This window comes from Micromonospora sp. NPDC023737, assembly GCF_040639715.1.
Classification (GTDB): domain Bacteria; phylum Actinomycetota; class Actinomycetes; order Mycobacteriales; family Micromonosporaceae; genus Micromonospora.
The window spans coordinates 54618-80366 of sequence record NZ_JBFAAL010000013.1 but is presented as its reverse complement, the minus strand read 5'-3'; the positions used below and the strand labels follow the sequence as shown (position 1 = coordinate 80366).

The 25749-nt window shown below is 71.9% G+C and carries 24 protein-coding genes and 1 pseudogene; 17 read left to right on the top strand and 8 right to left on the bottom strand.

Going from position 1 to position 25749, the window contains the following annotated elements:
• Window positions 1-90: 90 nt before the first annotated feature.
• Window positions 91-330 (bottom strand): winged helix-turn-helix domain-containing protein, encoded by a 240-nt coding sequence (locus AB0F98_RS24235; protein WP_357739208.1) that lies wholly within the window; start codon window positions 328-330, stop codon window positions 91-93.
• Between AB0F98_RS24235 and AB0F98_RS24230 the strand changes: the two genes are divergently transcribed.
• Window positions 329-499 carry a type II toxin-antitoxin system VapB family antitoxin gene (locus AB0F98_RS24230; protein ID WP_357739205.1) on the top strand — a complete coding sequence of 57 codons (171 nt, stop codon included), beginning with the start codon at window positions 329-331 and terminating at the stop codon, window positions 497-499. The two genes, AB0F98_RS24235 and AB0F98_RS24230, sit on opposite strands and share 2 nt — an antisense overlap.
• Window positions 500-679: 180 nt before the next feature.
• Here AB0F98_RS24230 and AB0F98_RS24225 read toward each other — a convergent pair whose 3' ends face one another.
• Together AB0F98_RS24225 and AB0F98_RS24220 are read right to left on the bottom strand one after the other, a co-directional pair.
• Window positions 680-2305, bottom strand: coding sequence for an anibiotic ABC transporter (locus AB0F98_RS24225; RefSeq protein ID WP_357739202.1), 1626 nt, complete (start codon window positions 2303-2305; stop codon window positions 680-682).
• Window positions 2302-3234, bottom strand: coding sequence for an ABC transporter ATP-binding protein (locus AB0F98_RS24220; RefSeq protein ID WP_357739199.1), 933 nt, complete (start codon window positions 3232-3234; stop codon window positions 2302-2304). Before AB0F98_RS24220 ends, AB0F98_RS24225 begins: the two co-directional genes overlap by 4 nt.
• Window positions 3235-3355: 121 nt before the next feature.
• On the opposite strand from AB0F98_RS24220, the gene AB0F98_RS24215 reads away from it, so the two are divergent.
• Window positions 3356-4162: a TetR family transcriptional regulator gene (locus AB0F98_RS24215; RefSeq protein ID WP_357739197.1), complete on the top strand. Its 807-nt coding sequence runs from the start codon at window positions 3356-3358 to the stop codon at window positions 4160-4162.
• Between the two features lie 8 nt (window positions 4163-4170).
• Here the strand turns inward: AB0F98_RS24215 and AB0F98_RS24210 are convergent, their stop codons facing one another.
• Window positions 4171-4677 (bottom strand): MarR family winged helix-turn-helix transcriptional regulator, encoded by a 507-nt coding sequence (locus AB0F98_RS24210; RefSeq protein ID WP_357739194.1) that lies wholly within the window; start codon window positions 4675-4677, stop codon window positions 4171-4173.
• A 140-nt stretch (window positions 4678-4817) separates the two neighbouring features.
• Here AB0F98_RS24210 and AB0F98_RS24205 point away from each other — a divergent pair, with 140 nt between their 5' ends.
• Complete coding sequence (locus AB0F98_RS24205; RefSeq protein WP_357739191.1) at window positions 4818-5378, top strand: NAD(P)H-dependent oxidoreductase; 561 nt, start codon at window positions 4818-4820, stop codon at window positions 5376-5378.
• A 70-nt stretch (window positions 5379-5448) separates the two neighbouring features.
• On the opposite strand, the gene AB0F98_RS24200 is transcribed toward AB0F98_RS24205, so the two are convergent.
• Entirely contained in the window at window positions 5449-7242 is a 1794-nt protein-coding gene (locus AB0F98_RS24200; protein ID WP_357739188.1) for an ABC transporter ATP-binding protein, read from the bottom strand.
• Window positions 7243-7322: 80 nt separating this feature from the next.
• Between AB0F98_RS24200 and AB0F98_RS24195 the strand changes: the two genes are divergently transcribed.
• Both AB0F98_RS24195 and AB0F98_RS24190 read left to right on the top strand, forming a co-directional pair.
• Entirely contained in the window at window positions 7323-7745 is a 423-nt protein-coding gene (locus AB0F98_RS24195) for a MarR family transcriptional regulator (protein WP_357739185.1), read from the top strand.
• Between the two features lie 176 nt (window positions 7746-7921).
• Window positions 7922-9706: an N-acetylglutaminylglutamine amidotransferase gene (locus AB0F98_RS24190; RefSeq protein ID WP_357739182.1), complete on the top strand. Its 1785-nt coding sequence runs from the start codon at window positions 7922-7924 to the stop codon at window positions 9704-9706.
• A gap of 3 nt (window positions 9707-9709) precedes the next feature.
• Here the strand turns inward: AB0F98_RS24190 and AB0F98_RS24185 are convergent, their stop codons facing one another.
• Together AB0F98_RS24185 and AB0F98_RS24180 are read right to left on the bottom strand one after the other, a co-directional pair.
• The gene (locus AB0F98_RS24185; protein ID WP_357739178.1) at window positions 9710-10843 is read right to left on the bottom strand and encodes a glutamate--cysteine ligase; all 1134 of its coding nucleotides are present in this window, start codon (window positions 10841-10843) and stop codon (window positions 9710-9712) included.
• A 499-nt stretch (window positions 10844-11342) separates the two neighbouring features.
• Window positions 11343-12542 (bottom strand): ROK family transcriptional regulator, encoded by a 1200-nt coding sequence (locus AB0F98_RS24180; RefSeq protein ID WP_357739175.1) that lies wholly within the window; start codon window positions 12540-12542, stop codon window positions 11343-11345.
• A gap of 149 nt (window positions 12543-12691) precedes the next feature.
• On the opposite strand from AB0F98_RS24180, the gene AB0F98_RS24175 reads away from it, so the two are divergent.
• The 6 genes from AB0F98_RS24175 to AB0F98_RS24150 all read left to right on the top strand — a co-directional run bounded on the left by AB0F98_RS24175 (window position 12692) and on the right by AB0F98_RS24150 (window position 19485).
• Window positions 12692-13993 (top strand): sugar ABC transporter substrate-binding protein, encoded by a 1302-nt coding sequence (locus AB0F98_RS24175; protein WP_357739172.1) that lies wholly within the window; start codon window positions 12692-12694, stop codon window positions 13991-13993.
• 75 nt (window positions 13994-14068) lie between these two features.
• Entirely contained in the window at window positions 14069-15064 is a 996-nt protein-coding gene (locus AB0F98_RS24170; protein WP_357739169.1) for a sugar ABC transporter permease, read from the top strand.
• The gene (locus AB0F98_RS24165) at window positions 15057-15896 is read left to right on the top strand and encodes a carbohydrate ABC transporter permease (protein ID WP_357739166.1); all 840 of its coding nucleotides are present in this window, start codon (window positions 15057-15059) and stop codon (window positions 15894-15896) included. Before AB0F98_RS24170 ends, AB0F98_RS24165 begins: the two co-directional genes overlap by 8 nt.
• 29 nt (window positions 15897-15925) lie before the next feature.
• Window positions 15926-17296 carry a GH1 family beta-glucosidase gene (locus AB0F98_RS24160; protein WP_357739163.1) on the top strand — a complete coding sequence of 457 codons (1371 nt, stop codon included), beginning with the start codon at window positions 15926-15928 and terminating at the stop codon, window positions 17294-17296.
• A 130-nt stretch (window positions 17297-17426) separates the two neighbouring features.
• Window positions 17427-18113, top strand: a complete 687-nt coding sequence (locus tag AB0F98_RS24155) for a TMEM175 family protein (protein WP_357739160.1) — start codon at window positions 17427-17429, stop codon at window positions 18111-18113.
• Between the two features lie 142 nt (window positions 18114-18255).
• Complete coding sequence (locus AB0F98_RS24150) at window positions 18256-19485, top strand: family 16 glycosylhydrolase (RefSeq protein WP_357739157.1); 1230 nt, start codon at window positions 18256-18258, stop codon at window positions 19483-19485.
• A 52-nt stretch (window positions 19486-19537) separates the two neighbouring features.
• Here AB0F98_RS24150 and AB0F98_RS24145 read toward each other — a convergent pair whose 3' ends face one another.
• On the bottom strand, window positions 19538-20122 hold the full coding sequence (locus AB0F98_RS24145) for a nucleotidyltransferase family protein (protein ID WP_357739154.1): 585 nt from the start codon (window positions 20120-20122) through the stop codon (window positions 19538-19540).
• A 69-nt stretch (window positions 20123-20191) separates the two neighbouring features.
• Between AB0F98_RS24145 and AB0F98_RS24140 the strand changes: the two genes are divergently transcribed.
• The 6 genes and pseudogenes from AB0F98_RS24140 (at window position 20192) to AB0F98_RS24115 (ending at window position 25722) form a co-directional block, all read left to right on the top strand.
• On the top strand, window positions 20192-20743 hold the full coding sequence (locus tag AB0F98_RS24140; RefSeq protein WP_357739151.1) for a 2Fe-2S iron-sulfur cluster-binding protein: 552 nt from the start codon (window positions 20192-20194) through the stop codon (window positions 20741-20743).
• Window positions 20740-21729 (top strand): xanthine dehydrogenase family protein subunit M, encoded by a 990-nt coding sequence (locus AB0F98_RS24135; protein WP_357739148.1) that lies wholly within the window; start codon window positions 20740-20742, stop codon window positions 21727-21729. Before AB0F98_RS24140 ends, AB0F98_RS24135 begins: the two co-directional genes overlap by 4 nt.
• Before the next feature lie 34 nt (window positions 21730-21763).
• A complete protein-coding gene (locus tag AB0F98_RS24130; protein ID WP_357739145.1) occupies window positions 21764-23860 on the top strand; it encodes a xanthine dehydrogenase family protein molybdopterin-binding subunit in 2097 nt (698 codons plus the stop codon).
• A 27-nt stretch (window positions 23861-23887) separates the two neighbouring features.
• Window positions 23888-24217 (top strand): annotated as a pseudogene (locus tag AB0F98_RS24125) (metalloregulator ArsR/SmtB family transcription factor); the annotation flags it as partial.
• Between the two features lie 170 nt (window positions 24218-24387).
• The gene (locus tag AB0F98_RS24120) at window positions 24388-25026 is read left to right on the top strand and encodes an SRPBCC family protein (protein ID WP_357739142.1); all 639 of its coding nucleotides are present in this window, start codon (window positions 24388-24390) and stop codon (window positions 25024-25026) included.
• Between the two features lie 180 nt (window positions 25027-25206).
• Window positions 25207-25722, top strand: coding sequence for an NUDIX domain-containing protein (locus AB0F98_RS24115; RefSeq protein WP_357739139.1), 516 nt, complete (start codon window positions 25207-25209; stop codon window positions 25720-25722).
• Window positions 25723-25749: the final 27 nt, after the last annotated feature.

Below are 25749 nucleotides of genomic sequence, written 5' to 3'. Positions count from 1 at the left end.
CGGCCGCACCCGCCGCCAAGCTGAGCGGTCACTGCCAGCCGTCAGTCCGGTGCGACGATCGCACACCCAAGGTCGCGTGCGCACACGCAATCAGGGCTCGCGCATCCAGGTCTTCGGGTCGGTGACGAAGACGCCCTTGCCCTGCTGTCGCCGGATCACCCGTAGCGCTTCGAGCCGGGCGTAGGCCATCTGAACGGTCCCATGACTGACGTCGTAGCGGTCGCGCAGCTCGGCGATCGAGGGCAGCTTCTCCCCCGGCTTCAGCTTGTTGGATCTGACGTCGGCGATCACATCGTCGGCGATGCGCCAGTAGTCCGGCACTTCTCGCATGGCACCCCTCGGGACAACGACGAAGACGGCGACGGTCAACGCGGCTCTTGAGGCTGTGGTCAATCGGGAGAAGCGGCGCGAGCTCGCCGACTGGCTCAAGAACGGTGGTCTTCCCGATCTGACCGGTGGAACGGCACGGCCAGCCCGCCGACGTCCAGGCCGCATGTAGGCCAGCAGCCAGCAACGGATGCACCGACGCCCTGAGGTGCAGCCAACGCGTTCATCGAGATGCGGCGCGTGCCCAACAACTTCAGGGAAGTTGTGGCCTCCAGGGGCGCTGGAGGGGACAACATCCCTGAAGTTGTGCGGATCATGGGCGCGCGGGCGCAGCGGGCGCGGGCGGGGCTGGTCAGCGGGGGACGTCGCGGTGGCGGAAGGCGGCGACGCCGGTCGCCAGCAGGGCCGCCGCCACGGCGGCGAGGATCAGCAGGGGCAGCGCCGTCGGGTCGACCGCGGGGGCGGACGGCACGTGGGTGTACGGCGAGAGGTCGAGTGTGGCCTGCGGCAGCTCCAGCACCGCGCCGAGCTGCCCGAGCAGCAGGAACGCCATCAGCGCCGCCCAGGAGAGCACCACCGACCAGCGGGGCAGCAGTCCGAACAGGGCGGTCACCACACCGGCGACGACGAGCAGGGCCGGTAGGCGAAGTGCGGCGGCGCCGCCCAGCGTGAGCGCCTTCCCCACCGGGTCGCCGTCGACCAGGCCGTAGCCGAGGCCGGTGGTGATCCCCCCGAACAGCAGCAGCGCGGTCGCGCCGAGCACGGCCGCACCCACCTGCGTGCCCAGCCATCGGCTGCGGCTCACCCCGGTGGCGAGGACGGCCTCCAGCACCCCGTCGGCCTCGTCGGCGCGTACCCGCAGCAGGGCCTGCACGACGTACGCGCCGATGGCGAGCGCGTACAGGCCGAGCATCGCGGCGAGGTACGCGTCGACGAGGTCGGCGCCGCCACCCATCGCGGCGATGGCCTCGGCGGCGGCCGGGTTCTCAGCGATCATGGCGTTGAACTCGTCGGCGGCGACGCCCATCGAGATGCCGAGGATGCCCACCCCGACCGCCCAGCCGAGCAGCGTGCCGCGTTGCAGCCGCCACACCAGTCCGGCGGGGCTGAGCAGCCACGTCGCGGCGCGCGCCGGTCCGCGGCGGGCGGCGAGCAGGCCGGCGCCGAGGTCGCGGCGTTGTGCCAGCGCGTACGCGAGCGCCACCGTGGCCACCAGCAGGGCGACCGGCAGGGCGAGGGTCCACCACTGCTCGCCGGTGTAGGCGCGCACCTGGTTGCCCCAGCCCAGCGGCGTCAGCCAGGACGGCCAGGCGCTGTCCACCCGAGTGCCGCCGGCGTCGACCTCGCCGAACACGTCGCCGGCGGCGCGCAGCAGGAAGGAGAGGCCGACGGCTGCGGAGGCGAGCGCGTTGGCGCCTCGGGAGGTGACCGTGAGCTGGGCGGTGACGGCGGCGACGCCGGTGAAGGCCACCCCGACGCCACCGATCGCGGCGGCCGCGGCGACGGACCCCGCGAGGGGCAGCCCGGCGCCGGTGAGGGCGACCGCGAGCAGGGCGGCGGCGAGCACGTTCGCCCCGACGACGACCAGCAGGGCGGCGGTGAGCAGCGCGTACCGGCCGACCACTGACGCGCCGAGCAGTTCGGCGCGGCCGGTCTCCTCGTTCTGCCTGGTGTGCCGGACCAGTGCGAAGGTGCTCAGCAGCGCGACGAGGACCGCCAGCGTCGCGTACGTCTCGGCGACCACGACGGCGCCGAGGTCGGTGCCGGCGATGGGGCCGTTGAACGCGCGGGCGACCAGGCTGGACGCCGAGGTGGTGGCGTAGCCGTGCCGGGCCGCCTCGTCGGGGTAGACGCCGGCCACGCTGGCGGCGAGGGCGTACCCGAGCAGGGGTGTGCCGAGGACCCAGATGCCGAGCCGGATCCGGTCGCGGCGCAGCGCGAGCCGGGCGAGCCGTCCGGTGCCGGTGAACGCGCTCATCGCAGGGCCGCCCGGGGTTCGGTGTCGCGGTGACCGTCCTCGGTGGTCTCGCCGGCGCCGTAGTGGCGCAGGAACAGCTCTTCGAGGGTGGGTGGGGCGCTGGTCAGCGAGCGTACGCCGAAGCGGACGAGGTGATTGAGCAGCCCGTCGAGGTGGGCGGGCTCGACCTCCAACTGGGTGCGCCCGCCGGCTTCGCGTACGGCGTGCACGCCGGGCAGCTCAGCGACGCCGGTGAGCGGGCTGGCGGTCTCCACCGTCACCGCCGTGCGGGTGAGGTGACGCAGCTCGGTGAGGCTGCCGGATTCGACGGTGCGTCCCTCGCGGATGATGCTGACCCGGTCGCAGAGCGCTTCGACCTCGGCGAGCACGTGACTGGAGAGCAGCACGGTGCCGCCCTCGTTCCGGATCCGCCGGACCTGGTCCTGGAACACCGACTCCATGAGCGGGTCGAGACCGGAGGTCGGCTCGTCGAGCACGTACAGCTCCACGTCGGAGGCGAACGCGGCGACGATGGCGACCTTCTGCCGGTTGCCCTTGGAGTAGGTGCGGCAGGTGCGGGTGGGGTCGAGGTCGAAGCTGTCCAGCAGCTCGTCGCGGCGGCGCCGGTCGAGGCCGCCGCGCAGCTCGCCGAGCAGGTCGATGGCCTCGCCGCCGGTGAGGTTCGGCCAGAGGCTCACGTCACCGGGCACATAGGCCAGCCGGCGGTGCAGGCGTACGGCGTCGCGCCACGGGTCGGCGTCGAGCACCCGCGCCTCGCCCGAGTCGCCGCGCAGCAGCCCGAGCAGGATGCGGATGGTGGTGGACTTGCCGGCGCCGTTGGGGCCGAGGAAGCCGTGCACCTCCCCCGCCTCCACCCGCAGATCGAGCCCGTCGAGGGCGCGGACGGCGCCGAACGTCTTGACCAGTTCGTCGATCGCGATGACGGCCATGGCCCCTCCCCGGGCGGGTGACACATCGACAACCACACTGTACTGACCGATGGTCAGGCGGATCAACGGTGTTCGCCCGTCGGTCGGAAGCGCGACCGAAAGCTCCCTCTAAGCTGGCGGGATGACGGCCGAGCCCGCGGACGACACCCGGTCGCGGATCCTGCGCGCCGCGCTCGACCTCTTCGCCGAGCACGGTTACCAGCGCACCTCGCTACGGCAGATCGGTGAGCGGCTGCGGCTGACCAAGGCCGCCATCCTCTACCACTTCCCCGCCAAGGAGCACCTGCTCGCCGCGCTGGTCGAGCCGCTGCTGGCCGATCTAGAGGGGTTGCTGGACGCCGCGGAGGGGCTGCCTGCGGAGCGGGCCCGCCAGGCGGTGCTGGAGGGTTGGGTGGACACGATGCTGGCCCACCGCCGTCCGCTCGGCATGCTCTTCCACGACATCGCCCTGATCACCCGTGGCGACACGTACCACCGTCTGATGCGGATCGCCATGCACGCCATCGACGTGATCGCCGGCCCGCGGGCGGGACGCTGGGAACGGGTGCGCGCGGTGCAGGCCGTCGCCATGTGCAGCGACCCGGTCGTCTTCTTCACCGACGTGTCCGACGAGGTGCTCCGTGCCGACATGCTCGACGGCGTACGCCGGCTGCTGGCCGCGCCGACGGACACCGCCGGGGCCGGCCCGACGACCGCGTCCCCGACGTGGGGCGTGGCAGGGTCAGGCGCGCGCCCGGTGGCCGGGGCCGGTCCGCGACGGAGGCCGGGCCGACCGCGCGCGCTGGGTGGCGAGCAGATCGAGGCGGCACGGCGGATGTACGCCGCCGGCAACCACTCGGTGGATGCGATCGCGGCCGCGTTGAACGTCTCCCGCGCCACCGTCTACCGTCATTTGGCGCAGGCCGGGGACAGTAACGAGACTGTTTAGAGACAGTTTCAAGACTGTTCCGCGACGGGCGCATCGGTGCTGCCGGAGAACTCGTCGGCGGCTCCCACCCGCTCGAACACCCGAGCCAGGCGGGCGAGGTCGATGCCCTCGAAGTGGTCGAGGAACCGCCGGCGGACGGCGGCCAGGTGACTCGGCCAGGACTCGGTGAGCCGCGCGAAGCCGGCGTCGGTGAGGACGGCGTTCCAGCCTCGGGCGTCCTCCTGGCTGCGCACCCGACGCACCAGGCCCTGCGTCTCCAGGCGGGTGATGGTCCGGGTCATCCCACTCAGCGAGAGGTGACAGGCGGACGCGAGCTCGCTCATCCGCAGCTGCCGCTCGGGCGCCTCGGAGAGGTGCATGAGAGCGGTGTACTCGGTGAGCGGCAGTTGCCGGTCGCAGACCATGTCGGCGTCGATCGCCCGGGGCAGGAGATACATCACCCGGTACAGGTTGCGTACCAGTGCCTCCTCGTCCTGGTCGAGAGGCTTCAGGGGTTCGCCGGGGACACCGAGCATGGTCACCATCCTAGTTCCGGGCGCGGGCATGCCGTCCGAGCCGGTGTGACGCCAACCATAGCTCGCATATTTGCTTGACCAAACAATGACTGTCTAGCGTGTGGTGCCGTAACACCACGACTTCTGGAGGCACCACACCCATGACCAGGATCGGCATCATCCTCGGCAGCACCCGCCCCGGCCGCAACGGCGAGGCGGTTGCCCGCTGGGTCCTCGAGCACGCCAAGCAGCGCTCGGACGCGGAGTTCGACCTCATCGACCTGCTCGACCACCCGCTGCCGCACCTCGACGAGGCGATCCCGCCCTCGATGGGCCAGTACAGCCAGCCGCACACCAAGCGCTGGGCCGAGACCATCGCCCAGTACGACGGCTTCGTGATCGTCACCCCGGAGTACAACCATTCCACCTCGGGCGCGCTCAAGAACGCCATCGACTACCTCTTCGCCGAGTGGAACAACAAGGCCGTCGGCTTCGTCAGCTACGGCTCCGTCGGCGGCGCCCGCGCGGTCGAGCACCTGCGCCTGGTCGCCGGTGAGCTGATGATGGCCGACGTGCGGGTCCAGGTGGCGCTGTCGCTGCACAGCGACTTCGAGAACTACAGCGTCTTCAAGCCGAACCCGGTCCACGAGCCCGCGCTCAACACCATGATCGACCAGGTCGTCGCGTGGAGCACCGCGCTGGCCCACCTGCGTAAGAACTGAACACTCACCTGAGCGCACCGAAGGTGGCCGCGGGCTCGCCCTGCGGCCACCTTCGCGTACTCGCCGGCATTCAGGCCGCCAGGGCGGCGTAACGGCCGTTGCGCCCCAGCAGGTTGTCGTGGGTGCCGCACTCGACGATGCGACCGTGGTCGAGCACCGCGATCTGGTCGGCGCCCCGGACGGTGGAGAGCCGGTGGGCGATGGTGATCGTGGTGCGGCCCCGGGCCAGCTCGTCGAACGCCCGCTGCACGGCCCGTTCCGTCTCGGTGTCCAACGCGCTGGTGGCCTCGTCGAGGATCAGCACCGGCGGGTTCCGCAGCAGGGTGCGGGCGATCGCCAGCCGTTGCTTCTCACCACCGGAGAAGCGGTGGCCCCGCGAGCCGACGACTGTGTCGTACCCGTCCGGCAGGCTCGCGATCACGTCGTGGATCTGCGCGGCGCGCGCGGCGGCCTCGATCTCCGGGTCGGTGGCGTCCGGCCGGGCGTACCGAAGGTTCTCCCGCACGGTGGTGTGCAGCAGGTAGGTCTCCTGGCTCACCACGCCGACCACCGCGGCCAGATCGGCCAGGCGCATGTCACGCAGGTCGATCCCATCGACCGTGATCCGACCGCTGGTCGGGTCGTGCAGCCGGCTGACCAGGGCGGCGAGGGTGCTCTTGCCGGAGCCGGTCTCCCCGACCAGGGCCAGTCCGGTGCCGGCGGGCACGTCGAGGGTGACCCCGACGACCGCCGCGGTGTCGCTGCCCGGGTAGCTGTAGGTGACCTCCTCCAGGCGCAGGTGGCCGCGGACCCGGCCCGGGTCGACCGGTACCGGCTCGGCCGGTTCGGCGACCTCGACCGGCAGGTCCAGGTACTCGAAGATCCGAGCGAACAGCGCCAGCGACGAGGTCACCGAGACACCCACGTTGAGCAGCATCATCAGCGGGCGGAACAGCCCGTTCTGCAGCGCGGTGAAGGCGACCAGGGTCCCGATGCTCAGCGTGCCGGCGGTACCCGGCAGACCGGCGCCGAGGTAGATGAGCGCCGGGACGGCGGCGAACACGATGCTCATCGAGGCCATCCGCCAGCGTCCGGCCAGCTCGCTGCGCAGCTCCAGGTCGACCAGGCGGGCCGAGGAGGCGGTGAAGCGCTCGATCAGCGCCGGCGCGGTGCCGAGGGTCTTGGCGAGCTGCACGCCACTGATCGACAGGCTCTCCTCGACGGTGACGTTCAGGTCGGCGAGTTCCCGCTGACGTCGGGCGGTGATCTCACGGCGCAGCCGGGCGACGCGGCGGGTGAGCCAGATGGCCGGCGGGAGGATGACCAGCGAGACCAGGGACAGCCGCCAGGAGAGCGCGACCATGGCCGCCACGGTGGCGACCACCGTCGTCAGGTTCGACGCGATCGAGGTGGCGGTGGAGGTGACCACCGACTGCATGCCACCGATGTCGTTGGTGATCCGCGACTGCACCTCGCCCGTCCGGGTGCGGGTGAAGAAGTTCAACGACTGCCGCTGGAGATGGGTGAACACCTCGGTGCGCAGCCGGTGCATGACCTCCTGCCCGACCCGGGTGGAGATCCAGGTCTGCACCACGCCGAGCACGGCGGTGACCGCCGCCACCGCGACCATGCCGAGGACCAGCCAGACCAGCAGGCGCAGGTCGCGCTCCGGCAGAGCGCTGTCGATCACGTGCCGGAGCAGGAACGGCGATGCCATGGCGATGACCGAGGAGGCCACGATGATCGCGGTGACCACGGCGAGGGGCGCCCGATGGGGGCGGAAGAGCCCGGCGACGCGCCGCAGCGGCACCTGCCGGGCCTGCGCCTTCTCCGCCGAGCTGACGGTGCGGGGGCCGCGGTCGCGGCCGAGGGGGGTGGGCTCCAAGAGCGGCTGCCTTCCGTCGCACTTTACTGAGGTTGCCTCATCATGAGGGAACAACCGTAACTCCTGCTACCGTATTCCGCGTGATCGAGGCGGACGGCGACGACGACACCCTGGCCGAGGCGTTCTGGAAGGTCGCGCGACTGCTACGTCATCGCACCCGGGCGGCCCTCGCGCCCTGGGACGTCAGCCCGAGCCAGGCACGCGCCCTCGGCGTCCTGGCCCGGCACGGCGTACTGCGTCCCGGCGCGCTCGCCGAGCACCTGCGCATCGCACCCCGCTCCGCCACCGAGGTGGTCGACGACCTGCAGCGGCGCGGGCTGGTCGAACGCCGCCCCGACCCGAACGACAGGCGGGCCACCCTGGTCGCGCTCACCGCCGAGGGCGTACGCACGAGCACCGCCATCCGGACCACCCGCCAGGCCGAGGCGGAGCGGCTGTTCGCCGAACTCACCCCCGGCGACCGCGACGAGCTCGCCCGCATCCTGCGTACGCTGCACGGCTGACCGCCCGGCGTGCGGCGCGTCCCGGGATGACCGGCGGCGCGGGCCGTGGCCGGCCCCTGGCCGGGTTTGGTCACCGGCCGGGCGGGTAGCCGAGCCCGTCCGATCGACGGGACCGGCGGGTGACGGGAGGGCCTCGTGGTACGCCTGCTCAACGGTGCGACCGGCGGCCGACGCTGATGTGCGGCATCGGTGGGGAGGCCCGGTTCGACGGGTCGAGGCCCGACGACGCGGCGGTGACCCGGATGACCGAGGCCATGCGCTCCCGCGGTCCGGACGGCGAGGGGCTGTGGAGCGACGGCTGGGTGACCCTCGGGCACCGGCGGCTCACCATCATCGACCTCTCCGACGCCGGCGCCCAACCGATGGTCCGCGAGGACCTGGGGCTCGGCCTGGTCTTCAACGGCTGCATCTACAACTACCCCGAGCTGCGCGAGGAACTGCGCAACGCCGGCTACGAATTCCGCTCCACCAGCGACACCGAGGTGATCCTGGTGGCGTACGCCCACTGGGGTGAGCGGTTCGTCGACCATCTGGTCGGCATGTTCGCCTTCGGCCTGGTGGACCAGGTGCGGCGGCGACTGGTGCTGGCCCGCGACCGCCTCGGCATCAAACCGCTCTACCTCGCCGAGACACCCGATCGGCTACGGTTCGCCTCCAGCCTTCCGGCGCTGCTGCGCGCCGGGGACGTGGACACCGGCATCGACCCGGTGGCGCTGCACCACTACCTCTCCTGGCACTCGATCGTGCCCGCGCCCCGGACCGTCCTGCGCGGCGTGCACAAGCTGCCACCGGCCACCCTGCGCATCGTGGAGGCGGACGGGCGCAGCCGCGACGAGCGGTACTGGCAACCGGACTACGTACGGGAACCCGCCGAAGCGGCCATGGGCGCGCGGGACTGGCAGGCCGCCGTCGGGGAGGCGCTGCGCACCGCCGTACGCCGGCGGCTCGTCGCGGACGTCCCGGTCGGAGTGCTGCTCTCCGGCGGCCTGGACTCCAGTCTCATCGTGGCGCTGCTCGCCGAGGCGGGGCAGCGACACCTGCGCACGTTCAGCATCGGCTTCGACAGCCGGGGCGACGAAGCCGGCGACGAGTTCCACTACTCCGACCTGGTGGCGCGCGCCTTCGACACCGACCACCAACGCGTCCGGCTCGCCGACGACGACCTGGTCCCCGCCGTACGCCGAACCGTGCTGGCGATGACCGAGCCGATGGGCAGCCACGACGTGGTCGCCTTCCACCTGCTCTCCGAACAGGTGGCCCAGCACGTCAAGGTGGCCCAGTCCGGGCAGGGCGCGGACGAGGTGTTCGCCGGCTACGGCTACCACCAGCCGCTGGCGGAGGTGCCCCGGGAGGCTGCCGCGGACGAGTTCGCCGCCGCGTTCTTCGACCGGGACCACGCCGAGCTGAACCGGGTGGTCGGCCCGGCGTACGCGTTGGACCGTGACGTCAGCCGCGACCTGCTCGACGCGCACCTGGCGGCGCCCGGGGCACAGACAGCGCTGGACGCGGTGCTGCGGCTGGACACCCACCTGATGCTCCCCGACGACCCGGTCAAACGGGTCGACAGCATGAGCATGGCCTGGGGCCTGGAGGTGCGTACGCCCTTCCTCGACCAGGACCTGGTGAGCCTCGCGGCGCACTGCCCACCGGAGTACAAGCTGGCCCGGGGCGGTAAGGGCGTGCTCAAGGAGGTGGCCCGGGAGGTGCTGCCGGCCGAGGTGATCGACCGGCCGAAGGGCTACTTCCCGGTGCCCGCGCTGCGCAACGTCGACGGTGCCGTGCGCGAGTTGGTGGTCGAGGCGTTGCAGTCCCCCGTCGCCCGCGAACGTGCCCTGTTCCGTCCCGAGTACGTGGCGCAACTGTTGGCCGAGCCGGACCGGGCCGCCGCGGCCGCCGGCAGCAACAAGCTCTGGCAGCTCGGCCTGCTCGAACTCTGGCTCCAGTCCCACGACATCCGCTGACTATCAGCTGGCGGTGGTCCAGGCGGCCAGTTCGGCGAGGACCGCGCGCAGGTCGCCGGTCTCGTCGAGGATCCGCCGCTGCCGGGTGGCGCCGGTGCCCTCTCCACGCAGCCGGGTCAGCTGGTCGAGCACGTAACCCAGGTCGCCGTGCCGGACCAGCGCCGGCGAGACCGTGGCGAAGAGTTCGTCGACCAGCTCCCACGCCGGCCGGGCACCGCCGCGGCGCAGGTCGATGAGGGTACCGTCCAGGCCGTCGTGGGCGGCCCGCCAGTGCGCCGCGGACACCAGGCAATCGCGCACGGGTGACGCCGGCACGCCGGCCCGCGCCTCGTCGAGGACCGTCGCGACCAGGGCGCGCAACAGCGCGGCGACCAGCACGGTGTCGTCGACGGTCGGGCACACGTCGCCGACCCGGATCTCCACTGTGGGGTACGCGGCGGACGGCCGCGCGTACCAGTAGACCATCGCCGAGTCGAGCATGACGCCGGCGGAGATCAGCTCCTCCACCGTACGGTCGTAGTCCGCCGCCGAGGCGAAGTAGGGGGTGGGGCCGAGGCTGGGCCAGCGTTCCAGCTGCATCGAACGCCAACTGGCGTGCCCGGTGTCGGCGCCGTCGTGCAGCGGCGAGTTGGTGGCGATCGCGTGCACCACGGGCAACCAGGGACGCAGGTGGTTGCAGACCTGGATGGCGAGTTCCCGGTCCGGCACCCCGACGTGCACGTGACAGCCGCAGACCGCCGGGTCGTGCGCCACTGGTCCGTACCGCCGGGACATGGCGTGGTAGCGCGGCTTGTCCGGGACCGTCCGGTGCGGCTCGTGCATGGGGGTCGCCCCCACCGCGACCAGCCGGGCGCCGGCCGACTCGGCCGCCTCGGCGGCGGAGCGCCGCAGCGCCACCAGGTGCGCGCGCAGCTCGGTCAGGTCGGCGGTGACCGGGGTGACCATCTCGACCATGCTGTGCCGGAACTCCTGCCGGCTCTGGTCGCGCGCCGGGCCGCGCAACGCGGTCAGCACCCGCTGGGCGACCGGCAGGTTCTCCCCGGACCGCAGGTCCAGCAGCAGGAACTCCTCCTCCACGCCGAGGGTCAGCATGGTGAGGTCGGGCACCGCGGTGGCGACCATCGGACGGTACGACATGCGTTCGGCGTCCGTTTCGTCGGGCGACGCCCCGGGCGTCGCGTTACCGGCTGCCCCCGCGTTCCCGCCGCACCCGACCGGCAAACGCCCTGGCCCGGCTGCTGCCGCAGGTCGCGGCGGCAGCCGAGCGAGGCCCGGACGGGACGGTCCTCCGCGGCCGGGTTCCCGAGGTCCGCCGGGGTGCGCCTCGCCTGCGACTGGACGTATCGCGCTCCCTGTCGAGCTGCCCCATTCCTGGGACCAGGTCCGGGACCACGAGCACCACCGCGCCGGCGGAGAGGCCGGCCACCGGGATGCCGCCGGATCGGACGACACCGCCAGCCCGGGAGGACACCGCCGACCCGGACCACACCACCAGCGCGGACGACCAACAGACGTTGCCCCAGATCCGGGGCAGCTCGACAGCGTCGCGGCACACCCGCCCTCACCCCGTGGGCCCGCCCCGAACCTCCGGACTGGGACAGCGTTCCGGCCGACAGTCGTGGCCGGAACACCAGGGTCAGCGGCGTACGCCGCCGTCGGCGAGGAAGCGGGCGACCGGCAACGTCGCCGCGCCGAGGGCGACGGCGTCCACACCCAACCGGCACAGCTCGATCGATGCCTGTTCGTACGGCTGGCGTAGTGCCTGCCGGCCGGCGGCCTCGCGTACGGCCGGCAGCAGGTCGCCGAGCGCCATCGCCGCCCAGCCGCCCAGCACGACCCGCTCCGGGTTGAACAGGTTGATCAGGTTGGCCACGCCGGCGCCGAGGTAGGCGGCGGTCTCGTCGAGCACCCGGCGAGCGGTCGCGGAGCCGGCAGCCGCCTCGATCAGCGCGTTGAGCTGGGACTCCTCGTCGTCGCCCGGCACCGGGCGGCCACCACGCGCCTCCCGGTAACGGTCGATGATCGCCTCGGCGCCCACGTACGCCTCGAGGCAGCCGCGGGCGCCGCAGCGGCACTGCCGCCCGCCGTACACCAGGGTGGTGTGGCCCCACTCCCCCGCGCTGCTGGAGGCGCCGCGATAGGTGGCGCCGCCGGCCACCACGGCCGCGCCGACGCCCGAACCGACCAGGGCGAAGACCGCGTGCCGGGCGCCCTTGCCGGCGCCGAACCACATCTCGGCCTGGCCGAGCGTCTTCGCCCCGTTGTCGATGTGCAGCGGAAGGTCGGTGCCGGCGGCGATCAGCCGTTCCAACGGCACCGCGTCCCAGCCGAGCGCCTGGGCGTGCACCACGGCATGCTCGCCCTGCGAGACCACGCCGGAGACGCCGATCCCGACGCCGAGCACGTCGGTGGGCGAGACTCCGGCCGTGCCGGTGACCGCGTCGATCCCGGCGAGCACGTGGCCGGCCACCTCGGCGGGTTCGGTCCGGGCCGGGTCGAGCGGGTACTCCACGCTGGCCAGCAGGGCCATGGCGAAGTCGAACAACTCGACCCGGACCCGGGTCTCGCCGACGTCCACCCCGACGAGGAACGCGAACCGAGGTGCGATCCGGAGCAGCATGCTGGGCCGGCCTCCGTCGGACTCGGCGGCGCCCGCCTCTACCACGAGCCCTTCCTCGACCAGGTCGCTGACCACGTTGCTCACTCCCGGCTGGCTCAGGCCGGTGCTGCGCACCAGGTCCTGCCGGGTCAGCGGCCCGTCGAGGAAGAGCTTCGTCAGGAGGGCCCCCCGGTTGCGCAGTCGCACGCTCCGGTTGGTGGCTCGCGCCAGCTCCACTCGTCACCTCGATCTCGTCGGTCGTCCGGAGCGACTGTACGGCTCCCCGTGCTTGACGACCCAACCGGCGAACACTTTAATGACGACATAATTTAAGGCTTTATGTAACCCCCACCTCCACCCCCACCATTGCATCGGAAGGGCTGATCGTGTCCACGAGACGTCACCTCGGGATACTCACCGCCGCCGTCCTGGCGGCCGCATCGCTGACCGCCTGCGGCGGCTCCGGCGACGACGCCGGTGGCTCCGGCAAGACCCTCACCTACTGGGCCAGCAACCAGGGCGCCAGCATCGAGGCCGACAAGACGATCCTTCAGCCGGAGCTGGACAAGTTCGAGAAGCAGACCGGCATCAAGGTCAATCTTGAGGTCGTCCCCTGGTCGGACCTGCTCAACAAGCTGCTCGCCGCGGCCACCTCGGGTCAGGGCCCGGACGTGGTGAACATCGGTAACACCTGGTCGGCGTCGTTGCAGGCCACCGGGGCGCTCGTCGAGTTCGACGACGCCACGCTGCAGGCCGTCGGCGGCAAGGACCGGTTCGTGCCCGCCGCGCTGGCCGCCGCCGGAGCGCCCGGCAAGCCGCCGGCCGCAGTGCCGCTCTACAGCCTGGCGTACGCGCTGTACTACAACAAGAAGGCGTTCGCCGACGCCGGCATCACCGCCCCGCCGACCACCTGGGAGCAGCTCGCCGAGTACGGCAAGAAGCTCAGCACCGGCGACAGGTGGGGGCTCGCGATCGAGGGGGCCAACCCGAACGAGAACGCCCACCACGCCTTCGCCTTCGGCCAGCAGTACGGCGGCGAGTGGTTCGACTCGTCCGGCAAGCCGACGTTCGACACGCCGCAGAACGTCTCGGCGGTGAAGCGGTACGTCGACTTCATGGCCACTGACAAGATCACCAACCCGAGCAACGCCGAGTACGCGCAGAACCAGTCGGTCTCCGACTTCGCCAACGGCAAGGCGGCGATGCTGCTGTGGCAGGCCGCCGGGTCGAACCTGAAGACCCAGAACATGCCGGCCGACGCGTACGGAGTCGCACCGGTGCCGTTCCTGGCCACCCCGCCGGCCGGGGGCAAGAAGGTGAACAGCATGGTCGCCGGCATCAACATGGCGGTCTTCAAGCACACCAAGAACAAGGACGCGTCGCTGAACTTCGTGAAGTTCATGACCAGCGACGAGGAGCAGACCATCCTCAACAAGACGTACGGCTCGCTGCCCGCGGTGAAGACCGTTGGTACCGACCCGGCGTTCAGCGCCCCGGAGCAGAAGGTGCTCCAGGAGACGCTGTCCACCACCGCGGCCCCGCTGCCGCAGGTGCCCGACGAGAGCACCTTCGAGACCCTGGTCGGCACCGCCATCAAGGAACTGTTCGCCGACGCGGCCAGCGGCCGCCCGGTCACCGAGGAATCGGTGAAGAAGAAGCTGAGCGACGCGCAGCAGAAGATGCGCTGATCCCGGCGTCACCGGTGGCCGTGGCAGGGCGCCCCTCCGTGCCCGCCACGGCCACCATCTGGCGAGAGGACCCTGATGGCAACCAGCACCACCGCGCCGGGTGCCCGCCCCGACCGGCGCGATCCCCGGGCCGGCAAACCGGTACCGGCCCCTGCCCGGCGGCCGCGCCGGCCCCGGCGTTCGTTCCTGCCGTATCTGCTGCTCGTTCCGGCCGTCGTACTGGAGCTGGGCATCCACGTGATCCCGATGCTGGTCGGGGTCTGGATGAGCCTGCTGGAGCTGACCCAGTTCCACATCCGGGACTGGTCCACCGCGCCCTTCATCGGGCTGGACAACTACAAGCCGACGCTGAACTTCCACACAGCTGCCGGCCGCGAGCTGCTGCACTCGTTCTGGATCACGCTGCTCTACACCCTGCTCTCGGTGGGACTGGCCTGGCTGCTCGGGATCGCCGGCGCGGTCGTGTTGCAACGACCGTTCCGCGGCCGGGCGATCCTGCGGGCGCTGTTCCTCACCCCGTACGCCCTGCCCGTCTACACCGCCGTGATCACCTGGAGCTTCCTGCTCCAGCGCGACACCGGTCTGGTCAACCACGTCCTCGTCGACCAGCTCGGGCTCCTGGACGACAAGCCGTTCTGGCTGATCGGCGACAACAGCTTCTGGTCGCTGCTGATCGTCTCGGTCTGGCGCAACTGGCCGTTCGCGTTCCTGTGCCTCATGGCCGGTCTGCAGAACGTCCCGGACGAGCTCTACGAGGCTGCTGCCATCGACGGCGCCGGGTTCTGGCGCCGGCTGCGCTCGGTGACCCTGCCGATGCTGCGGCCGGTGAACCTGGTCCTGCTGCTCGTGCTCTTCCTCTGGACCTTCAACGACTTCAACACGCCGTACGTGCTCTTCGGCGGCTCGGCGCCGGAACAGGCGGACCTGATCTCCATCCACATCTACCGCAGCTCCTTCAAGACCTGGGACTTCGGGTCGGGCTCGGCGATGTCCGTGGCGCTGCTGTTCTTCCTGCTGGTCGTCTCGGCCGGCTACCTGCTGATCACCAACCGACGGAGGGACCATGCGTGAGACCGCCGGTGAGCGCTGGGGCCGGCGGATCGTGCTGACCCTGCTCACCCTCTTCGTCGTCATTCCGCTGTACGTGATGGTCACCTCGGCCGCGAAACCGTTGCAGGACGTGCAGAACGGCTTCACCTGGTGGCCGAGCCGCCCGACGCTGCAACCGTTCATCGACATGTGGAGCACCGTGCCGCTGGCCCACTACCTGGTGAACAGCCTGGTGGTGTCGAGCATCGCAGCGGTCTGCTCGGTGGCCGTCGCCATCTTCGCCGCGTTCGCGGTGAGCCGGTACCGCTTCCGCGGCCGGGGCGTCTTCTCGGTGACCGTCCTGTCCACCCAGATGTTCCCGGGCATCCTGTTCCTGCTGCCGCTGTTCCTCATCTACGTGAACCTGGGCAACGCCACCGGGATCGAGCTGTACGCCAGCCGCACCGGTCTGGTCATCACGTACCTGACCTTCTCGCTGCCGTTCTCGATCTGGATGCTCGTCGGCTACTTCGACTCGATCCCCCGCGGGCTCGACGAGGCGGCCCAGGTCGACGGGGCCGGTCCACTGCGGACCTTGTTCCGGGTGATCCTGCCGGCGGCCGTGCCCGGCGTGGTCGCGGTGACCGTGTACGCGTTCATGACCGCCTGGGGTGAGGTGCTCTTCGCCTCGGTCATGACGGACGAGGGCAGCCGCACCCTGGCGGTCGGCCTGCAGGGCTACTCCACCCAGTTCAACGTCTACTGGAACCAGGTGATGGCCGCCTCGCTGGTGGTGAGCGTGCCCGTCGTCGCCGGCTTCCTGGCGCTGCAGCGCTACTTCGTCGCCGGCCTCACCGCCGGCGCGGTCAAGTGATTCGATCCACCGCAGAGGAGAACCGACCCGTGCCGGACCTGTCCAAGCTGCCGCCCGACTTCCTCTGGGGCGTCGCCACCGCGGCGTACCAGATCGAGGGGGCCGTCGACGTCGACGGACGATCCCCGTCCATCTGGGACACCTTCTCGGCCATCCCGGGGAACGTCGACAACGGTGACACCGGGGCCGTGGCCTGCGACCACTACCACCGTTGGCCGGAGGACGTGGCGCTGCTGCGCCGGCTCGGCGTCGACGCGTACCGGTTCTCGGTGGCCTGGCCGCGGGTGCTGCCCGAGGGGACCGGCACGGTCAACGCGGCCGGGCTGGACTTCTACGACCGGCTGGTCGACCGGCTGCTCGCGGAGGGGATCCGGCCGTTCGTCACGCTCTACCACTGGGACCTGCCGCAGGCCCTGCAGGACCGGGGCGGCTGGCCGGAGCGGGCCACCGCCGAGGCGTTCGCCGACTACGCCGCGATCGTCGCGTCCCGCCTCGGCGACCGGGTGACCGACTGGTGCACGGTCAACGAGCCGCTCTGCGTCTCCTGGATCGGCCACCTGGAGGGCAACATGGCCCCCGGGGAGCGGGACCTCGGCCGCGCGGTGCGCACCTCCCACCACACGTTGCTCGGGCACGGCCTCGCCACCCAGGCCGTACGGGCGAACGCCACCCGACCGGCGTCGGTCGGGCTGGTGCTCAACCTCAGCCCGATCGAGGCGGCCACCGACCGGCCGGAGGACGTCGCGGCGGCCCGCCGGATGGACGGCCACGTCAACCGCTGGTGGTTGGACCCGATCCACGGGCGCGGCTACCCGACCGACATGATCGCCACGTACGGCATCGAGCCGCCGGTGCGCGACGGCGACCTCGCGGTGATCGCCACCCCGACCGACTTCCTCGGTGTGAACTACTACTTCCGTCAGCTGGTCGTGGACGACCCGGCGGGGCCGGCGCCGTACGCCCGGCAGGTGCCGGTCCCCGGCGCGGTCGAGACCGCGATGGGCTGGGAGGTCTACCCGCCCGGGCTCGAGCAGCTGCTGGTCTCGGTGAACGCGGAGTACCGGCCCGCGAAGATCATCGTCACCGAGAGCGGCTCGGCGTGGCCGGACGAGGTCACCGCCGAGGGCACCGTGGAGGACAAGGAACGCACCGACCACCTGGAGGAGCACCTGGCGGCCTGCTCCTCGGCGGTGGCGCGGGGCGTACCGCTCGCGGGCTACTTCGTCTGGTCACTGCTGGACAACTTCGAGTGGGCGTACGGCTACGACAAGCGCTTCGGGCTGGTGCACGTCGACTACGCCACCCAGCGGCGGACGATGAAGGCGAGCGGACACCGGTACGCCGAGTTGATCCGCGGCCACCGGTCGGCGGGTACGGGCGCCGCCGCGCCGGGGGCCTGAGCGGGTACGACGTGCCGCCTCTCCGGGCGCCGCACCAGCGGTTGCCCGGGGAGGCGGACCGGCACCTGCGGCCCGATCATGTCCGGGCGAACCGCCGCCGTCCCCGGCCCGGGGCGGATAGCCTGCGGCAATGGCCGCAGCGGAAGAGGGCTCCCGGCCGCCCGAGGGCCAGGTCGGGGTGTCGGAGACCGATCGCGTGAAGGCCTTCAGCGACGGGGTCTTCGCCATCGTCATCACACTGCTCGTGCTGGAGCTCCGCGTCCCGGACTACCACGCGGGCGGCCTGCTGACCGGGTTGCGCCATGAGGGCGCCTCATATCTCGCGTTCGTGGTGTCCTTCGGCTACATCGGAGTGATCTGGCTCAACCACCACGCGCTGATCCGCCTGGTGCGCGGAACCACGCTGGCGCTCAACTGGATCAACCTCGCCATCCTTTTCGGCGCTGTCATCATCCCGTTCCCCACCGCGGTGCTGGCCTCGGCCTTCAGCGAGGGTGACAGCGCCGACCAGCGAACGGCCGTGGCGTTCTACGCCATCGCGGCGGCCCTGATGTCCGCTCCCTGGCTGGCGTTCTTCAGCTATCTGCACCGTCATCCCACCCTGCGGGCCCGGGAGGTCGGCCCCGAGCATGTCCGGAGCCAACGCGTCCGGCCGATCACCGGCCTGATCCTGTACGGGCTGAGCGGCCTGCTCGGTTGGTTCGTCGATCCGGTGGTCGGGCTGATCGGCATCATCGTCATGATCGTCTACCACGCCGTCACCAGCGAGGGATTCCGGGCGGGGCCGCTCGGCCGGTTGTTCCCGCGCGGCGGGTGAGAGGGCGCTTTCTTGACACCGTGGAGGCCCACCAATAGATTGGTGACAATCTATTTCCCCGGTTTCCTTAGAGTTCCCGTCCGGGGTCGGCGCGTCGGATGGGGCGAGGGCCCTGACAGCCGAGACCGCAGGGAGGCCTCCCATGCGCAGACTTCGTGCCGCCGCCGCACTGGCGCTCGCCGTCGTGGGGCTGAGCGCCGCACTGACGGTGCCCACCACCGTGCCCGCCACCGCCGCGCCCGGCGCGGTGACCTGGTCCGACGACTTCAACGGCCCCGCCGGCACAGCACCGGATCAGAACAAGTGGAAGTACGACATCGGCGGTGGCGGCTGGGGCAACAACGAGTTGCAGTACTACACGAGCAGCACCCGCAACGCGGCGCTCGACGGTGACGGCAACCTGGTGATCACCGCCCGCCGGGAGAACCCGGCCAACTACAACTGCTGGTACGGCAGCTGCCAGTACACCTCGGCCCGACTGCTCACCGCCGGCACGTTCGCCCAGGCGTACGGCCGGTTCGAGGCGCGCATCAAGATCCCTCGGGGGCAGGGGCTCTGGCCCGCCTTCTGGATGCTCGGCACCAGCAGCGACTCCTGGCCTGACCGGGGCGAGATCGACATCATGGAGAACGTGGGGCGTGAGCCGTCCACGGTGCACGGCACGCTGCACGGGCCGGGCTACTCCGGCGGCAACGCCGTCACCGGGCAGACCTCGCTGCCGGGCGGCCAGGCGCTCGCCGACGCGTTCCACACGTACACCGTCGACTGGGCGCCGGACTCGGTCACCTGGTACCTCGACGGTGTGCAGTACTCCCGCAAGACCCCGGCCGACCTGCGGGGCAACCGGTGGGTCTTCGACCACCCCTTCTTCATGATCATGAACGTCGCGGTCGGCGGGAACTGGCCCGGCTCCCCGGACGGCACCACGGTCTTCCCGCAGCAGATGGTCGTCGACTACGTGCGGGTGCAGGCCTGGGACACCGGCGGCGGGGGCGGCGGCGCGCCGATCGTCGGGTACGGCGACAAGTGCGTGGACGTGGCCGGCGCGAACACCGCGAACGGTACGGCGGTGCAGCTCTGGACCTGCAACGGCACCGCCGCGCAGCGCTGGGCCTGGGCCGGCGACAGCACGGTGCGGGCACTGGGCAAGTGCCTCGACGCCACCGGTGGCGGCACCGCCAACGGCACACCGGTGCAACTCTGGGACTGCAACGGCACCGGCGCGCAACGCTGGGTCTTCACCGCCGCCGGGGACATCGTCAACCCGCAGGCGAACAAGTGCCTCGACGCCACCGGAGTGAGTTCCGCCGACGGTACCCGCCTGCAGATCTGGGAGTGCACGGGCGGCCCCAACCAGAAGTGGCGCCGCTGACCGGCGCTCATCCGGGCCGCCGCGGACGGGTTCGCGGCGGCCCCGGCGCTCGTCACGGCGGGGTGACGCGGGCGAGGTCGGCCGGGGTGTCGAGGTCCAGTGGGACGCCGACGCCGTCGCAGGGCACCCGGACCACCAGGTCGGGCTGGGCGCGCAGCAGGTCGCGCGCGCCCCGGTCCCCGGTGGCGTACCGCCCGAGCAACGGCCAGGTGTCGCGCCCGAGCAGGACGGGGTGCCCGGGGCGCCCGGCGTAGGTGGCCGTCGCGACCACCGCGCCGCCGGCGTACGCGGCCCGCACCCGGCGTACCGCCGCCGGGGTGAGCAGCGGCTGGTCGACGAGGACGACCACGGCCGCGGTCACGTGCGTGGGCAGCGATGCCAACCCGAGGCGCAACGACAGGCCCATCCCCTGACACCAGTCGGGATTGCGGACGAGGACCGCCTCCGGCAGCGGCGGCAGGTCGTCCGCCCCGGCACCGACCACGACGTGCACCGGGGCGCAGCCGCCGGCGGCCAGCAGGCGCAGGGCGCGGCGCACCAGCGGCTCGCCGTCGAACTCGACGAGCGCCTTCGGCCGGCCGAAGCGGCGGCCGCCTCCGGCGGCGAGCAGGAGCCCGGCCACGATCCCCTGTTCCACACCGCCCCCACACCGTGAACGATTCGCCGGTTTTCTTCTGATTAGTACGAACAAAGCTACTATGGGCGGGTGCAGAACGGCTCCGGTAGCGCCACGGTCGCCGGCGACGAACGCTCGTCCCGGGTCGCCTTCACCGTCAACGGCACCCGTCGAGAGCTGACGCTGGACAACCGCACGACGTTGCTCGACGCGCTGCGCGAGCACCTGGACCTCATCGGCGCGAAGAAGGGCTGCGACCACGGCCAGTGCGGCTCCTGCACCGTGCTGCTGGAGGGCCGGCGGGTGAAGAGCTGCCTCATCTTCGCCGTCACCCTCGACGACTGCTCGATCACCACCGTCGAGGGGCTGGCCGGGTCCGACCCGCTCTCCCCGTTGCAGGACGCGTTCATCGCCCATGACGCCTTCCAGTGCGGCTACTGCACGCCGGGGCAACTCTGCTCCGCCCGCGGCATGCTCGACGAGGTCGCCGCGGGGTGGCCGAGCGCGGTCACCGACGACCTGACCGGCGCGGCCCGGCTGACCGACGCGGAGGTACGCGAACGGATGAGCGGCAACCTGTGCCGGTGCGGGGCGTACCCGCACATCGTGGCCGCGATCCGGGAGACGGCGGGAGAGCGATGAGGGAGTTCCGGTACCGTCGCCCGGCCGATGTCGACGAGGCCGTGGCGCTGCTCGGCGGGGACCCCGAGGCGGCGTACCTGGCCGGCGGCACCAACCTCGTCGACCTCATGAAGCTCGGCGTGCAGCGACCCGACCTGCTGGTCGACGTCACCCGGCTGCCGCTGGACGCGATCGAGCCGCTGCCCAACGGCGGCCTGCGCGTCGGCGCCACCGTACGCAACAGCGACCTCGCCGCTCACCCGGTGGTACGGCGGGACTATCCCGTGCTCGCCCGTGCCCTGCTCGCCGCCGCCTCCGGCCAGGTGCGCAACATGGCGACCACGGCCGGCAACCTGTTGCAGCGCACCCGGTGCTACTACTTCCAGGACACCGGCAAGGCGTGCAACAAGCGGGAGCCCGGCAGCGGCTGCGCGGCCCGGCACGGGCAGAACCGCGACCTGGCCATCCTGGACTGGTCCGAGCAGTGCGTCGCCACCCACCCCTCGGACCTGGCGGTGGCGCTGGCCGCGCTCGACGCGGTGGTGGAGGTGGCCGAGCCCGACGGTACGCGGGACGTACCCTTCGTCGAACTGCACCGGTCCCCGGGGGAGCACCCGGAGCGGGAGACCACCCTGCGGCGGGGCGCACTGATCACCGCCGTACGGCTCCCGGCGCTGCCGGCCGCGCGCCGGTCGGCGTACCTCAAGGTGCGCGATCGGGCCTCGTTCGCCTTCGCGGTCGGTTCGGTGGCCGCCGTGCTCGACCTGGACGGCGACGTGGTGCGTGACGTCCGGCTCGCCTACGGTGCGGTCGCGCACCGGCCGTGGCGGGCCTACCGGGCCGAGGCGGAGCTGCGTGGCCGGCCGTTCACACCGGAGCTGGCCGGGCAGGCCGCCGACGCCGAACTCGCGGTGGCACGCCCACTGAGCCACAACGGCTTCAAGGTGCGGCTAATCCGCGCCGTCACCGTCCGCGCGCTCACCGAGCTGGCGGAGTCGCGGGCATGATCCGGGCCGCCGACGTGAACGCCGGAGCACGCGCGTGAGCGCGGGTGCGGTCGGCCGGGCCCATCCGCGGCTGGAGGGCCGCGAGAAGGTCACCGGCACGGCCCGGTACGCGGTCGAGTACCCATTGGACGACGTGACGTACGGATGGGCGGTGCCCGCCGCGGCGGTGCGCGGCCGGATCACCCGGATCGACCCGGACCCGGCGCTCGCGGTGCCGGGCGTGCTCGCCGTCCTGCACCACGGCAACGCCCCCCGGCTTGCCTCCGGCGTCGAAGCGGAGCTGCACCTGTTGCAGGATCCGACGGTCCACTACCGCGGCCAACTGGTGGCCCTGGTCGTGGCGGAGAGCATCGAGGCGGCCCGAGAGGGGGCACGGCACGTACTGATCGAGTACGACACCGAACCGCACAGCACCGTGCTCACCGCCGACCATCCCGGGCTGTACCGGCCGGAGAAGGTCAACCCGAGCTATCCGACGGACACCACCGACGGGAACTTCGACGCCGCGTTCGAGGCCGCCGAGGTGCGGGTCGACGCCACCTACCGGACTCCGGCCTACCACAACAATCCGATGGAGCCGCACGCCACCACGGCACAGTGGCGGGACGGGCAACTGCTCCTGCACGACAGCAATCAGGGTTCGACGGCCGTGCAGGCCGCGCTCGCCGAGCTGTTCGAGATTCCCCGCGAGTCGGTCCGGGTGATCAGCGAACACGTCGGCGGCGGGTTCGGCAGCAAGGGCTACCCGAAGGCCGCCGTGGTGCTCGCCGCACTCGCGGCCCGGCAGGTGGGCCGGCCGGTCCGGCTCGCCCTGACCCGTCAACAGCTCTTCGGCCCGATCGGATACCGCACTCCGACGATCCAACGGGTACGGCTCGGCTCCGACGCGGACGGCCGGATCGCGGCGATCTGCCACGACGCGATCAGCCAGACCTCGACGCTCACCGAGTTCGCCGAGCAGACCGCCGTCTACACCCGCAGCATGTACGCGGCCCCGCACCGACGCACCACGCACCGGCTGGTCCGCCTCGACGTGCCGACTCCGTTCTGGATGCGGGCACCGGGCGAGTGCCCCGGCGCGTACGCCCTGGAGTCCGCGATGGACGAACTCGCCTCCGCCTGCGGGATCGACCCGATCGAGCTCCGGATCCGCAACGAGCCGACGGTCGACCCGGACCAGGGTCACCCGTTCAGCAGCCGAAACCTCGTCGCGTGCCTCACCGAGGGGGCCCGCCGGTTCGGTTGGGCCGACCGCGACCTGCGCCCCGGCACCCGCCGCGAGGGCCGGTGGCTGATCGGCACCGGAGTGGCCGGCTCCAGCTACCCCGCTCGTGCGCGCGCCTCCGCGGCCACGGCGACCGCGTTCCCGGACGGCCGTTACCTGGCCCGGATCAACGCGACCGACATCGGCACCGGCGCGCGCACGGCGCTCTGGCTGGTCGCCGCGGACGCGCTGGGCGTGCCGCCGGAGCGGGTGGACATCCGGATCGGCGACAGCGACCTGCCGCCGGCCGGGGTGGCCGGGGGTTCGATGGGCACCTCCTCGTGGAGCTGGGCGGTGGTACGCGCCTGCCAGGAGCTGCGCGACCGCCTCGGCCACCACTCCGGCACGCTGCCAGCCGAGGGGTTGACCGTCGCGGCGAGCACCGCCGACGAGGTGCGGGCCCAGCAGCCGATGGCCCGTTACGCGTACGGCGCCCAGTTCGCCGAGGTGCGGGTGGACGTGGACACCGGCGAGGTGCGGGTGAACCGCATGCTCGGTGTGTTCGCCGCCGGGCGGGTGGTGAATCCGACGACCGCGCGCAGCCAGCTCATCGGGGGCATGACCATGGGGATCTCCATGGCGCTGCACGAGGAGGGGCTGCTCGACGAGCGGTACGGCGACTGGGTCAACCACGACCTCGCCACGTACCACATCACCGGGTGTGCGGACGTCGAGCAGATCGAGGCGTACTGGGTCGACGAGGAGGACCCCGACCTGAACCCCGCCGGGGTGAAGGGGCTCGGGGAGATCGGCATCGTGGGCACGGCCGCGGCGATCGCCAACGCCGTCCGGCACGCCACCGGCGTACGGGTGCGGGACCTGCCGATCCGGCTCGACAAACTCATCGGCACATCACCCTTTACTTAATTAATAGATCGCTGATATAACTTCCGGGTGCATGCCTTCGACGTGTTGGGCGACCCGGTGCGGCGCCGGATCCTGGAGCTGCTCGCCGAGGGCGAGACGAGCGCGGGCGACGTCTGCGTCGTGATCCAGCGCGAGTTCGGCATCTCCCAGCCGGCCGTCTCCCAGCACCTGAAGGTCCTCCGGCTCAACGGGTTCGCCACCGTCCGGCCGGACGGCACGCGGCGGCTCTACGCGGTCGACCCGCGCCCGCTGCGCGACGTCGACGAGTGGCTCGACCACTTCCGCCGGTTCTGGACCCCACCACTGAACGCGTTGGCCACCGAGCTCGCCCGCGGCAAGCGCGAGCGGCGACTGCGCGAACAGTCCGGCACCACGCCCGACGGGGCGCCACCGCAGGAGTCCGACCACCACGGCCACGCCGAATCAGCGGCGCGGGCGGACGAGCGGCCACGCCGGTCGGCACCCGCCGACCCCGACGAGCGGGCACGCCGGCGGGCCACGGATTTTCCCGACAAGAGGAGAGAACGATGATCGATGCCAGCGAGCAGATCAACGCGGTCCGACGGCAGGTCGGCAGCCGGACGCTGGAGGCGGGCGAGGCGCGGGTGACCACGATCAGCCAGACGTACGACGCGCCGATCGAGGACGTCTGGGACGCCTGCACGAACGCCGAGCGGATCCCCCGCTGGTTCCTCCCGGTCTCCGGCGAGCTACGGCTGGGCGGGCGCTACCAGTTGCAGGGCAACGCCGGTGGCGTCGTGGAGACCTGCGACCCGCCGCACAGCTTCACGGCGACCTGGGAGTACGGCAACGAGGTCAGCTGGATCGAGGTCCGCCTGACCACGCAGGAGGGTGACCGCACCCGCTTCGAGTTGGACCACATCGCACACGTCGACGACGACCGGTGGGCGCAGTTCGGCCCGGGCGCGGTCGGCATCGGCTGGGACCTCGGACTGCTCGGCCTCGCGACGTACTTCGGTGCGGCCGGGGCGGGCGTACGCCCGGAGGACGCCGAGGCGTGGTCGGCCTCGGCGGAGGGGCGAGCGTTCATGACGCTGGCCAGCGAGCGCTGGTGCGAGGCGAGCGTCGCCGCCGGCACCGACCCCGACGCCGCCCGGGCCGCCGCCGACCGGGTCACCGCCTTCTACACCGGCGTCCCCGCCTGAGCTACCGCACGGCACGGCGCGCGGCCCGCGCGGCGCGGGCGGCGCGGGCGGCGCGGGCGGCGTGATCGACTCGTCCTTCATGAAGTCGGGCTGTCCTGCGCGCCCGGACAGCCCGACTTCATGGATATCGAGTCGACCTTGGTCGAAGTGGACGGCGGACCGCGGGTAACGTGCTGCGGCATGACCGGTGCGCCGTACTCCCACTGTTCCTTCTGCGGAGCCGCCTACCCGGCGTCGGCCGGATGGCCGCGGGTCTGCCCGGTCTGCGGGCAGACGGTCTGGCGCAACCCGCTCCCGGTCGCGGTCGCGGTGCTCCCGGTCCGCACCGCCTCCGGCGTCGGCGTGGTGGTGGTCCGGCGGGACATCGAGCCCGCCCGCGGGCAGCTCGCCCTGCCCGGGGGTTTCATCGAGTACGGCGAGGAGTGGAACGAGGCGCTGGTCCGGGAACTGCGCGAGGAGACCGGCCTGATCGCGGCGGCCCAGGACGCCACGCTCTTCGCGGTGCACTCCGCGCCCCGTGGCGGCACGATGATGGTCTTCGGCGTGCTGCCCGAGCAGCGTGCCGAAGACCTGCCCGCCTCGGCGCCGACCGAGGAGGCCACCGAGTGGCTGGTCCTCACCGAACCGATCGAGCTGGCCTTCGACACGCACACCCGGGTGCTCGCCGACTTCCTGGCCGCCCACCGCGCCGGCTGAACCACCCGCCGCATCGGCCCGGCTGAA